Source organism: Erwinia sp. L03-1 (assembly GCF_058686115.1).
Genome location: NZ_CM178762.1, coordinates 1,569,045 through 1,581,895, shown reverse-complemented (window position 1 = coordinate 1,581,895; position 12,851 = coordinate 1,569,045). Strand labels below are relative to the sequence as shown.

Below are 12,851 nucleotides of genomic sequence, written 5' to 3'. Positions count from 1 at the left end.
TCAAAGCTATCATAGCCATTAGTTTTCCAGACTAATACTTGACAGGTAATCGCAATCAATACAGGCATAGTGGATGAAAGTTAAGCAAAAAATACCGCCGTTTTTCATCTTGTTTACAGTTTGAAATAAAAAAGCCCTCATAATGCGAGGGCTTTAAATCTACTTAACAATTTCGTGGAGGGCACGATTAGATAATTTACGCTTAACATATCGTTGCAAACGATAGGGAATTAAGCGAGTGACAACCTTCACACCAGGTAGCTGGATAATCTTCCAGAGTTTAGCGAGATAAACCTCTTTCCTGGACAGTTGTTCACTGATTGTCCTTATTACTTCGGTATGGGCAATAAGAGTCTTATAATCTATGACCCCCAATTTCCCCTCACGATTCCATTCAGGTTTGATGTAATGATTCAGGTAAAATTCTTTATCTCTTTCTATGCCAACAGAACTCAAAATGTTTAATTCATTCTGATGATCATTCAAACGCTGTGGGTCATTCGCCAGTTGAATGAAAAATGCTTTCAGCGCCGAAACTGACATATCCCAGCGAATAACTTTACTGAAATCTCGATTTTCAACACGTTCTGGAAAAGCTCCAAGATTTGGTACTATTACAGGCAAACCATTTTCAATGGCAATGCTAAGCGTGTAACTGTATGTTTCTGGCCATTGAGCCGGATACCAGACAACATCGGCATTTACTTTCGCAAGAATATTTTTAATATCAGCGTCAGAATACCCACCTAAAACATTTATATTGCTATTCAAAGGTCGAAAAGCATAACCCATTAACGTGAAATCAACAGGATGGCCGTTTAATGAAACAGCCACTTCCTCTAATAATACAGCTCCTTTCTCTTTGCTTATCGCTCCGATAATCAGGACTTTTAACGTATTACTTTTTTCTGGTGGAGTAACTGAGACGTCAGTTAGCTTTGCATGATGATCGATGTGCCATGCACTGATTGCATTGTATTTTTCGCTTGGATAGAGCCGGGCATAACGCGCCTGAGTATCAATCGAAGGGAAAATAACACGATCAGCCCCTCCTAACCATGCAGAAACACGTTCACGCCAGGTTTCCAGAGGCATATACATTGGCACCGGATAGTGCTGCAGACATAAAGCATCCATTGTGGTTAAATCATCACCACAGAAACGTCCGTTACGATCGGTCAGCGTTGGATTTCCATTGACCAGGAAATAATCATGAATAGTAATATCATAGCTGCAATGAAGCCTTTCATGAAGAGAAAGAATTTCTTTACCAAAACCCATTACATGGTGGTAGTGAATGCAGCCAACACCAACAAAACTCAGTAAATCTGTAAGTTTATCAATCCCACTATCAAGCTCAAAAATGATCCGGTCTTTACCCGCGTTTCCTTCAGCAGTTAAAGCTAGAGAGTATGTCCCCTCTTTTTCACCGGGTGATAGCAATAAAAAGTGAATTTTGTTTTTATAAAAAGCGATCAATTCATTAAGGTGAGAAACAACACCACCGCCCATTTTATGGCTGACCAACAAAACTTTGGGTAGTGAACTGACCGAAATCAGCCTGGCCATAATTTGCTGACGCGCTTTTTTTGCAGGATCGGCAGCTATAAATGTCATAACATCTGCAGTATAATTCGGGTGAAGCTCAGCCAGTAATTCCATCGCACGTATTTTTCGAGGGCTTTGCTCACCGGCGAAACTTACACCACCTTTATGGTAGGCAAAGACGTTTAACTGATGATAATTTTTCCAGCCCAGCTTATCTGCGCGCTGGCACCAGTCGTTCTCTTCACCGTAGCCACGCCCAAAGGTTTCAACATCAAAGTAACCGACCTGATTTAAGCAATCCCGACGAATGTACATGCAAAAACCAATGCCAGTAGGGATCTCTATCAGATTATCATGGGTGCCATAAGTCGAGAAGTGATCGTCAAGCTCTTTGACATTCATCCCCAACATAAGTTCGTTGTCTTCGCAGAAGTCAGGGAAGCTACAGATAGTGGCGTTATTTGAGAATGGAGTGATGCTACCAACCCGAGGTTTACTGTAAGCTGCCTCACGAATTCTTTCTAACCAGTCATTTGCAACTTCCACGTCGCTGTTAAGCAATAAAACATCATTACGCAGATGAAGTTGCATTCCTCTGTTGACCGTAGCGACAAATCCAAGATTCGTTTCATTCTCCAGAAGAATGAACGCATTGTTATTGCTACGCTCCCTGAGCCAGGCTGTCAGCTCAGGTTCAGGCGAACAATCGTTTATGACAACCAGTTGCGCCCAGTCAGGCATTGAGCTTAAGGCTGACTCAATACACTCCTGAGTTTCCTCTAAACCGGCATAAACAGGAATAATAACGTCGATTTTTTTATCGCTGTTATCATAAGGCTTTAACAGCGCTGCACGATTCCGAAGCGCTGTTTCCTCAAGCTGCTGGTTCAGGTTTACAATGATTTCTTTAAGCGCCGCATTTTCATCCTGCAAGGCGTTTTTTTCATCATGAACTGCAGCCATGCCTGAAGTCAACTCTTTGATTTTTTTGTCTTTAACGCCATTTTCAATTTCAGACGCAATTGAGTTTTCCTTTTCACTACCATTCATTGGTGTCACCTGCACATTCATAAAATTTGATATGTTTCTTTATAATTTCACTTTCAGTGGGTTTACTTAAGCGAAACCTTACATAATCCAGATCGAAAATGAGTGGATACGGTACCAGGTAAGCAAAAAGATAAAAGCCCAGTCTGTTGATGCGTTCCTGCTTATCATCGCTGGCAAGAATAAAGCTAAATGAAGCATCACCTTTTATAATAACCGGTACATCGAGCAATAAAGCTTCAAGCCCGACACTGGAATTTATGGTAAGTATACTTTCGCATCGGGCAATGAAATCTATGCTGCTGGCAGAGTTATCAACAGTATTATGTGCCTCATTAAGATGAAAAGCACTTCCTGGATGGCTGCGCACAATGAAATCAGCAGCATAATTTAATTTTGCATGATCAAGTAAGGCTTGATTATTAAAGTCATTAGCAAAAGCAATCAGGTTCGAATCATTCTCAACCTGCATAACGACACCTAACTTATACTCACTGGTTAACTCCGGCTGAGGAGACAAGGCAAAATATTGTCGCAATTCTTTAATTGTCAGGTTGAGTTGACACTCTTCCTGGGCTGACGCATAGCGATCCGCAGCTTCAGTATTCCCATTCACTCCCCTGAAATCCAGGTAAGCTGTTGACAAATATTCCGGACCCCTTAATGGTCCCAACTCCATATTCATCACCGGCACTGCCAGCGCTTCACAAGCCTCTGATAAAGATGGACAGTTACACCAGTTGAGAACAACCTCGACGTGATCCAAACCCACTAATGCGTTATAAAATTCTGCTTTAAGGGCCGTATCACTCTGAGTGAGGTAATCAAGAAATGCCTGGTTAGGATTGCCATTATTCTCCAACAATTTTCTTTGCAAAAAATCACTGTTAAAAGAAGTGAAACTCATCTCAGCGAGCTCAGCCTCTGATGGTAAGCGGTAACCCTGCCTTTTTTGCGAATCCCCCAGTAGCTCCCAGCGCTCTTCCTCACGCCATTTATCAAGATCGTGACGGTACTCATCACCGATCAGGAAATGGAGTTGATCGCCATAGGTGGTCAGCAACTTGTAAAATATCCATAGAAAGGGTGCCGCTTGTCCACGAAAAGCAAATGCCGGGAGAAATGCAACTATCATGTTGTCGTCCCCTCTTCGAAAGAGACTTTAACCGGTGCATAGAGCACACCCCCTTGCTCACGCGGCGCCCAATACTTGATCTTTTGCATTGGGCGACGTTGATCAAGTTCTTCACGCTGGCCATTCTCAAGTGAGGCCAGTCCACAGTGGATCAGATAATCACCAGCATTCAGAGGCAGAGCAACTTCATATTTGATCTGGTATTTACCCGGCAATAGATCCAGAGGTTGCCCTGCTGAAATATTATTATCTCCCCAGACATCACCACCCTGTGCACGTGATAATGAAATACCAAGAACAGCTTCTTTAATCTCTTCGGCTACCAGCAACGTGAAACTAAAAGTCAGGTTCTCACCCGCTTTAACCATTGGCTTTTCTTCAAGAGGAGTGCCATCCGCTTTAATGATTCTCATCGATTCTATGATGGCACGTGCGTTGCCAAAACGCTTTTCATCAATTTCCCGGTGGATACCCGTTTGTTGAAGATGCTGCAATTCTTCAATGGTGAACACGTTGCTGTTGTTACTGATAGCATCTACTTTAGGCCTTTGAGGCGTTTCTGCTTGCGAAAGGATCATCCCCTTCTCATAAGCCAGTACAGCGGCTAACACGTCGGTGGTGTCAGCAATTAACTCGCCGTTTTTCATCACGATGCAGCGGTCTGCATATTCCAAAATGCTCCCCGTGGAATGGGTTACCATCAGAATCGTAGTTCCTTTCTTCTTCAGGGCCGCCATGCGATTAAAACACTTGTACTGAAAGCCAATATCACCGACAGCCAGAGCTTCATCAACAATCAATATTTCAGGATCAACACAGGCCTGAACAGCGAAAGCAAGCCGGACATACATCCCGCTGGAATAAGTCTTTACTGGCTGGTCAATAAATTCACCGATGTCAGCGAAACTCAGGATTTCATCGAGTTTCGCATCGGTTTCTGCCTTGCTCATCCCCAGCACGCTGGCGTTGAGATAAACGTTTTCACGACCGGTGAATTCAGGATTAAATCCCGCTCCCAATTCAAGAAGCGCTGCTACTCGTCCATTAATTTCAACACTACCTGCTGTAGGGGACAAAGTACCGCATATCATCTGCAGTAAGGTGGATTTACCCGCACCATTCCGACCAATAATACCTACCGTCTCACCGCGATTAATGACAAAGGAAACATTATGTAATGCCCAGAACTCTTTGTAATAGTTCACAGTTTTTTTGCCCAAAGAGCGCTTTACCCTTGGTAAAATGAACTGTTTCAGCCTGTCTCTAGGGCGGTCGTAGATTTGGTAACACTTACTCAGCCCTTCAATGCGAACGGCAAAATCATTAGAGGACATCTGCAAATCCTTTTCTTGTTTTTTGGAAAAAGGCAAAGCCCAGCCAGGCCACAACAGATGCACAGCCCGTGTAAATAAGCAGCCCTCTCCAGTTAGGCACATGGCCCCAGATCAGAACTTCGCGAGCCTGTTCTATAATAAATGTTAGCGGGTTTAACATAATAAAAATTCTGTATTTTTCAGGAATAGCTGTAATGGGGAAAAACACTGGTGAAAGAAACATCATCACCGTCGTGATGATCATTGTTGTCTGACCGACATCCCGAATATAAACACCCAGTGATGACAACATCCAGGATAGTCCCAGACAAAATATTACCAGCGGTAAGAAAATAGCGGGTAGAAATACACTTGTCCAGTGGACATAACCATTAAAAATAAAAAATGCCAGCATCAAAACAATCAGGCTAATCACAGTATGGAATATTGCTGAAAGCAGGCTAATCACAGAGAGTGTTTCAAGAGGGTAGACAACTTTTTTAACATAGTTGATATTACCCAAAATTATCGTAGGTGCTTTGTTAATAACTTCTGCGAAAAGGCCGTGAACAATCATGCCGACAAAGAGAATCAAAGCAAATTGGGTCTTACTCTGATCCCCACCTACAGACCAGCGGGCTTTAAATGCTACTGAAAAAACAAACGTATAGACAGCAAGCATAAACAATGGATTCAGGAATGACCAGGCAAGCCCCATGCTCGAACCTTTGTAACGTCCGACGACCTCACGTTTTGTCATTTGATAGATCAACTGTTTATGTCGGTTGATTGAGGAAATCATCGCCTTGACAGACAAACTCTGTTTCAAATGTGGGTTACTCATTTTTCACCCCAGTTAATAAAAGCAATATCCCTTTTTTTTACTGAAAACATTACTGCCACCTCAGAAATTAATACTTAAATATCGACTTTCTTGGGAAAAGTGTTCAGGCACTCTCTGTTTTTACAACGTCTGGTACGGTCAAAAAACCATCCCCATTTATTAAAGTATCTAACGGAAGACAAAACATGCTGAAATAACAAGTATTTATTTTTATATGAACCTTTATTAAAAAGATGTGTGATTGTTGCATCAGAGTAATAAACAATATTTGTATGTTTCAGTGCACGCCGACAGAGATCAACATCCTCCATATACATGAAGTATCTGTCATCAAACCCACCCAATTGAGCCAGGAGAGCTGACTCCAGCAACATAAAACACCCAGAAACAGAAGGAACAGTAAATACCTTGGAAAAATCAGCATTTCGCAGTTCGTACTTTTCGTCCAGCTCTTTTGCAAAAGAAGGAATAAAACGCCTGGCAAATAAGTTCACCGGTGTTGGTAAAAGACGACAACTGAATTGTTTACTTCCATCCGGATAGACAATGGAAGGTGATATAAATTTATATTCGTTTCGTTTTGCTGCGTTATAGATTGAAGCAAGGGTACCAGGTGGAAAGTAAATATCCGGGTTGCATATCAAAAAGAATTCTGATTGATCAAGATACCTTTCCATCGCGATATTATGTCCGGCACCAAAACCACGATTACTTTCAGCTTTCAAATAATCTACTCTGGGATCATCGACTGATGCAGCCCAGTCAGCCCCACCGTTGTCAACCAGTACAACTTTGTCTACCGCAGGTTCAGCAAGCAGAGAGTTCAAGGTAGGTTCAATGTCTTTAACTGTATGTTTGTAAAGAACAACAGAAGCGACAATTTGCATTTTTGGCCTATTTTTTAACATTTTATTTAAACCTCAGCCGCTATCAGTATCTGAATTTGCATACTGATATTTCAACTCGCTATCCAATATCCATCAAATCGCACAGATAGAGTTGATCACGATGGTTTAATCTCATTTTTCAGCTTTTGCAGAACCCGATCTACGCTGACTGACCACGCTACCGGCTCAATACCTGCTGCTGCAATTTTGCTGGTGTTAAGCACCGAATATTTAGGACGTTTGGCTGGCGTTGGAAACTGCTCGGTAGGAATTGGAAAAAGCTCCGGCATAGCGGAAAGCATCCCTGCTACATGGGCTTTTAGAAGAATTTCACGGGCGAACTCAAACCAGCTGACTTCTCCCAGACCGCTGTAATGGAAAATGCCCATGGGACGGTTGGTAGAGAAAATGATTTCCATGGCTGCTCTGGCAATATCGCCTGCATAAGTTGGACACCCTTTTTGATCATCAACAATACTTAACGCTCGGCGTTCACTTCCTAATCTCAACATGGTTTTTAGAAAATTGTTGCCATACTCGCTGAAAACCCAGGATGTCCTGAGAACAATGCAGTTTTTATAAGCAAGGGCAGCAACTTCACCAGCCAGTTTAGTTGAACCGTATACACTCTGCGGTTCACATAGGTGTTCTTCAGTGAAGGGTTCATCACTGTCACCGTTAAAAACATAATCTGTGGAGATATGAATCAGGAAGGCATTACGACTTTTGGCTGCAGATACAAGGTTTTCAACGGCCTTAACATTAACTGCCCATGCCCCCTCTGTATCGGATTCTGCTCGGTCTACAGCAGTATAAGCCGCAGCATTAAAGATAACATCAGGTTTAAAGTCAGCAACAATCTGCTTAACAGATTCGGTATCAGTTACATCCAGTGTTGTGCGGTCTGTGGCCAGCAACACCACATGAGGATATTCATCTTTAGCAATGGCTCGGAAGCAAGAGCCAACCTGTCCTGATGCACCAGTCAAAAGCACTTTCATTTGAATAACTCTCTGAACAATTTACCTTCAGCATCTTTCGCAGACAGAAGAGGATTAGTGACCGGCCAACTAATATTTAACTCAGGATCGTCCCATAGCAAACAACCCTCGTTTTTGGGATCATAATAATCTGTACACTTGTATTCAAAATCAGCAAATTCTGAAATAACCACGAAGCCATGTGCAAGACCAGGCGGTACCCAAAATTGATTTTTATTGTCTTCGGACAGATAGACGCCTGCCCACTGACCAAAAGTTGGAGACTCTGGACGAATATCAACCGCGACATCAAAAACTTCCCCGCGAACCACTCTTACGAGCTTTCCCTGAGGTTTTGAAGTCTGAAAGTGAAGACCACGTAAAACACCTTTAGACGAACGAGAATGATTATCCTGTACAAAATCTAAATCAATATTCAGAAGTTCCTGATAACGATCTTTTTGAAATGTTTCGAGGAAAAAACCCCTCTCATCACCGAATACTTTCGGCTCGATCAGTTTTACACCTTGTACAGCAGTTTCAATCACATTCATCCGGACACCGTTCGTCATCTGTAAGCCCCATCGCCAGTCGTCATATCACGCTGACTATCCCGAAAAGTCAGGCTATAAGGGCATAAACCTGCAATCTTAAGCGAGTGATCTTAGCATATAACTCAGGCCGCGCTGAACCCTGCCCGGGCAATCTTTTTCTTAACCCATGCCACCATCGAAAGATCCAGGCAAAGGATGCCAGCTCGCCTGCTTTAGCAATAAATATTCACCTCCCCACCGTGTCATAACGAGAAAATACGTACTCTCCTCCGTCACATTGAGCCAGAATGGTTATCACATGGAACAAAATAGCAGCATATAGCTGAAAAGCCGCAGGCCGGGACTCGTTTTTTAGCTGTATATGGTTGAGCAGAATGGCCTTACAGGTATAATTTATAACCTTGACCTGAGGTCAGGTGAGTCCTCTGATCCTGCAGCTAAATATGCTGGATAAATTCGCGATAGCAAAAGTGTGAGCTTCAAATCATGAAAATTCTTGTAACAGGCGGTGCAGGTTTTATCGGTTCAGCTGTAGTCAGACATCTTATCAACGACACGCAGAACACCGTGTTAGTGGTAGATAAACTGACTTACGCCGGTAATCTTGAGTCTCTGACTTCCGTATCCCAGAGCCCTCGCTATCAGTTCCTGCAGGCAGATATTTGTGATGCAGCAGCAATGGAAAAGGCTTTCGCTGAATTTCAACCTGACTCGGTGATGCATCTGGCTGCAGAAAGCCATGTAGATCGCTCCATTGATAGACCCGCCGCTTTCATCGAAACTAATATCCTCGGTACCTATATCTTACTGGAAGCCGCACGACAGCATTTTGCCTCTCTTGCTGGCGAGCAGAAAACCGACTTCCGCTTTCACCACATCTCGACAGATGAAGTCTATGGTGACCTACACGGCACAGACGATCTGTTCCTCGAAACTACATCTTATGCGCCAAGTAGCCCTTACTCTGCATCAAAGGCTTCCAGCGATCATCTGGTGCGTGCATGGCACCGTACTTATGGCCTGCCAGTCATTATTACTAACTGCTCAAACAACTATGGTCCATTCCACTTCCCGGAAAAACTGATCCCGCTGGTAATCCTTAATGCTCTGGCCGGTAAACCTTTGCCTGTCTATGGCGAAGGACTGCAGGTGCGTGACTGGCTGTACGTTGAAGACCATGCACGAGCGTTGTACAAAGTTGTCTCTGAAGGTGAGGTAGGCGAAACCTACAATATCGGCGGGCATAACGAGCGTAAAAACATTGAGGTTGTCAAAACTATCTGCTCTATTCTTGATGAACTGATTGAGCAGAAACCTGCAGGCATCTCTCATTTTGCTTCTCTGATTACTCACGTTACTGACCGACCGGGCCATGATATGCGCTATGCCATTGATGCTGGCAAAATTGCTCGTGAATTGGGGTGGAAACCGCAAGAGACCTTCGAATCCGGCATCAGAAAAACGGTTGAATGGTATCTGGCTAATCAACAATGGTGGCAGCGTGTACAGAGTGGCGCCTATGCTGGTGAACGTCTGGGTTTAAGCAAGTAACGACTTTAAGGAATTTTATGAAAGGCATCGTTTTAGCCGGTGGTTCCGGGACCCGTCTTTATCCCATCACACGTGGGATATCAAAACAGCTGCTGCCAATTTATGATAAGCCGATGATTTACTATCCGCTTTCCGTACTGATGTTGGCTGGCATCCGGGAAATTTTGATTATCACTACGCCAGATGACCTCCCCTCTTTCCAGCGCTTACTGGGCGATGGCAGCCAGTTTGGCCTGCAGCTGCAGTTTGCCGTCCAGCCTTCTCCTGACGGGCTGGCTCAGGCATTTATTATTGGGGAAGAGTTTATTGCCGGGGAAGCTTGCGCTCTGGTATTAGGTGACAATATTTTCTTCGGTCAGAGCTTCGGTAAAAAACTGGACACTGCAGCACAGTCAGCTTCAGGAGCAACCGTGTTTGGTTACCAGGTGATGGATCCTGAGCGTTTTGGGGTCGTTGAATTTGACGATAAGTTCAAAGCTCTTTCCATTGAAGAGAAACCACTGAAACCGAAGTCACACTGGGCGGTCACCGGGCTCTATTTTTACGATAAGAACGTCGTGGAAATGGCTAAACAGGTTAAACCATCTCACCGCGGTGAGCTCGAAATCACTACGCTGAACGAAATGTATATGGAAAAGGGCCAACTCAACGTTGAACTTCTGGGCCGTGGATTCGCCTGGCTGGATACAGGAACACATGACAGCCTTATCGAAGCCTCGCAGTTTATCCATACCATTGAAAAACGTCAGGGTATGAAAGTCGCATGTCTCGAAGAGATCGCGTGGCGTAAGGGCTGGCTGAAGTATGAGCAAGTAGCTGCACAAGCCAGGCTAATGGCGAAAACTTCATATGGCCAATATCTGCAAAACTTAATTGATGAGAAAAACTGACGCCGGACAGGTTTGAATGTTAAAAGCACAGAAACTACTGTGCTTTTTTATGATGACTACTTATATCCCTGCGGATTCGAACTCTGCCATTTCCAGGTATCACGCATCATCTGGTCGATACCGCGGGAAACGCGCCAGTTGAGCTCTTTGTCTGCCAGTGAGGCGTCGGCCCAGAAGGCGGCAAGATCGCCGTCGCGGCGAGGGGAAATCTGATAAGGAATGGTACGACCGCTGGCTTTTTCGAAGGCTTTAACCATTTCCAGTACCGAGAACCCTACGCCCGCCCCGAGGTTATAGGCTTTATAGCCGCTGATGGACGCAATATGATCCAGCGCTTTAAGGTGACCTTCGGCAAGATCCATCACGTGGATGTAGTCACGCTCACCGGTGCCATCTTTGGTGGGATAATCACCGCCAAAAATATTCACCTTTTCCAGTCGGCCAATGGCCACCTGGGCGATATAGGGCAGCAGGTTGTTTGGGATGCCGTTAGGATCTTCCCCAATCTGACCAGACTCGTGTGCGCCAACCGGGTTGAAGTAGCGCAGCGCAATGGTTTTGAATTCCGGGTTGGCCTTCGCAAAGTCGCGCAGGATGAATTCGACCATCAGTTTCGAGGTGCCGTACGGGCTGGTTGTGCCGCCGATTGGCGTGGTTTCCACATAGGGAACCGGCGCATCCGCGCCGTACACCGTGGCGGAAGAGCTAAAAATAAACTGATTGACACCAGCGGCGCGCATCTCTTCCAGCAGGATAAGGGTGCCGGTCACGTTATTTTGATAGTACTCCAGCGGCATACGGGTCGATTCGCCTACGGCTTTGAGGCCGGCGAAGTGGATCACCGCAGAGATATCATGCTGGGTAAAGAGATTGCGCAGGCAGGCGCGGTCGAGGATGTCACCTTCAATGAAAGTGGCTTTTTTACCCGCCAGCTTTTCTACCCGGCTGAGGGATTCGCGCGAAGCGTTGATCAGGTTGTCCAGTACTACCACGTCGTCGCCGCGCTCAAGCAGCGTCAAAACCGTATGGGAACCGATGTAACCCGCCCCGCCCGTGACTAAAATAGCCATGTTGACTCCTTGCAACCGCGCGCACTGGCGCGGCCATGTTCGAATATCGGATTATTTTGCCAGAATGGTCTGGACTGCCTCACGGAACTCACGGCCCTGGGCGTTGTTGCGTAAGCCCCAGGAAACAAAGGCTTTCATATAGCCCAGTTTGCGTCCGCAGTCGAAGCTTGCGCCAGAAAGCTGGTGAGCGTCAACCGGCTGTTTCTTCGCAAGGCTGGCAATGGCATCGGTCAGCTGATAACGATCCCATGCGCCCGGCTCCAGATTTTCCAGTTCAGTCCAGATATCGGCAGACAGAACGTAACGACCTACGGCGGCCAGATCGGAGTTCAGCGTCTGCGGGTTTTCAGGCTTCTCAACGAAATCGACGATTTGGCTGACCTGGCCCGGGTTGTCCATCACGTCGCGCGTTTTGATGACCGAGTATTCAGACAGATCGGCTTCCGGCATATGATGCGCCAGAACCTGGCTGCGGCCGGTCTCTTCAAAGCGTGCAACCATGGCGGCCAGGTTATAGCGCAGTGGGTCAGCAGTAGAATCATCCAGCAGCACGTCAGGCAGCACCACCACAAACGCTTCGTCATGCAGCATCGGGCGGGCGCACAGGATGGAGTTAGCCAGGCCCAGCGGCTGAGGCTGGCGAACATTCATAATAGTGACGCCCGGTGGGCAGATTGACTGAACTTCGCTCAGCAGTGAACGCTTAACGCGCGCTTCAAGCAGGGCTTCCAGTTCATAGGAAGTATCAAAATGGTTTTCAACCGCATTTTTGGAAGCGTGGGTGACCAGAACAATTTCCTTGATCCCTGCTGCCACGCATTCGTCGACGATGTACTGGATCATCGGCTTATCTACAATCGGCAGCATCTCTTTAGGAATGGCTTTTGTAGCAGGGAGCATGTGCATACCCAGACCCGCAACGGGGATAACTGCTTTAAGCTTGGTCATAATTTTTCCATATAAATGAAGTAAAAAGCGTTCAATCATTATGCATTAAAGAGATGCCGTGGAAGTATAATCTTAATCTGAAAA

General features: G+C 45.3%; 11 protein-coding genes. 2 read left to right on the top strand and 9 right to left on the bottom strand.

Annotated elements, in window-relative coordinates:
• Window positions 1–159: 159 nt before the first annotated feature.
• The 7 genes from AC4PCC_RS07170 to rfbC form a co-directional block, all read right to left on the bottom strand.
• Entirely contained in the window at window positions 160–2,598 is a 2,439-nt protein-coding gene (locus AC4PCC_RS07170) for a glycosyltransferase (protein WP_492126882.1), read from the bottom strand.
• The gene (locus AC4PCC_RS07165; protein WP_492126881.1) at window positions 2,588–3,730 is read right to left on the bottom strand and encodes a GT99 family glycosyltransferase N-terminal domain-containing protein; all 1,143 of its coding nucleotides are present in this window, start codon (window positions 3,728–3,730) and stop codon (window positions 2,588–2,590) included. Before AC4PCC_RS07165 ends, AC4PCC_RS07170 begins: the two co-directional genes overlap by 11 nt.
• Window positions 3,727–5,064, bottom strand: a complete 1,338-nt coding sequence (locus tag AC4PCC_RS07160; RefSeq protein WP_492126880.1) for an ABC transporter ATP-binding protein — start codon at window positions 5,062–5,064, stop codon at window positions 3,727–3,729. Before AC4PCC_RS07160 ends, AC4PCC_RS07165 begins: the two co-directional genes overlap by 4 nt.
• Complete coding sequence (locus tag AC4PCC_RS07155; RefSeq protein WP_492126879.1) at window positions 5,054–5,887, bottom strand: ABC transporter permease; 834 nt, start codon at window positions 5,885–5,887, stop codon at window positions 5,054–5,056. Before AC4PCC_RS07155 ends, AC4PCC_RS07160 begins: the two co-directional genes overlap by 11 nt.
• 74 nt (window positions 5,888–5,961) lie before the next feature.
• Window positions 5,962–6,774, bottom strand: coding sequence for a glycosyltransferase (locus AC4PCC_RS07150; protein ID WP_492126878.1), 813 nt, complete (start codon window positions 6,772–6,774; stop codon window positions 5,962–5,964).
• A gap of 116 nt (window positions 6,775–6,890) precedes the next feature.
• Complete coding sequence (gene rfbD, locus AC4PCC_RS07145) at window positions 6,891–7,775, bottom strand: dTDP-4-dehydrorhamnose reductase (RefSeq protein WP_492126877.1); 885 nt, start codon at window positions 7,773–7,775, stop codon at window positions 6,891–6,893.
• Window positions 7,772–8,308 carry a dTDP-4-dehydrorhamnose 3,5-epimerase gene (gene rfbC, locus AC4PCC_RS07140; protein ID WP_492126876.1) on the bottom strand — a complete coding sequence of 179 codons (537 nt, stop codon included), beginning with the start codon at window positions 8,306–8,308 and terminating at the stop codon, window positions 7,772–7,774. The genes rfbD and rfbC overlap by 4 nt, the downstream gene beginning before the upstream one ends.
• 483 nt (window positions 8,309–8,791) lie before the next feature.
• Between rfbC and rfbB the strand changes: the two genes are divergently transcribed.
• Window positions 8,792–9,859 (top strand): dTDP-glucose 4,6-dehydratase, encoded by a 1,068-nt coding sequence (gene rfbB, locus AC4PCC_RS07135; RefSeq protein WP_492127465.1) that lies wholly within the window; start codon window positions 8,792–8,794, stop codon window positions 9,857–9,859.
• Window positions 9,860–9,876: 17 nt separating this feature from the next.
• Complete coding sequence (gene rfbA, locus AC4PCC_RS07130) at window positions 9,877–10,749, top strand: glucose-1-phosphate thymidylyltransferase RfbA (protein WP_492126875.1); 873 nt, start codon at window positions 9,877–9,879, stop codon at window positions 10,747–10,749.
• Window positions 10,750–10,805: 56 nt separating this feature from the next.
• Here rfbA and galE read toward each other — a convergent pair whose 3' ends face one another.
• Both galE and galF read right to left on the bottom strand, forming a co-directional pair.
• On the bottom strand, window positions 10,806–11,819 hold the full coding sequence (gene galE / locus AC4PCC_RS07125) for a UDP-glucose 4-epimerase GalE (protein ID WP_492126874.1): 1,014 nt from the start codon (window positions 11,817–11,819) through the stop codon (window positions 10,806–10,808).
• Between the two features lie 51 nt (window positions 11,820–11,870).
• Window positions 11,871–12,767, bottom strand: coding sequence for a UTP--glucose-1-phosphate uridylyltransferase GalF (gene galF, locus AC4PCC_RS07120; protein WP_492126873.1), 897 nt, complete (start codon window positions 12,765–12,767; stop codon window positions 11,871–11,873).
• Between the last annotated feature and the right edge of the window lie 84 nt (window positions 12,768–12,851).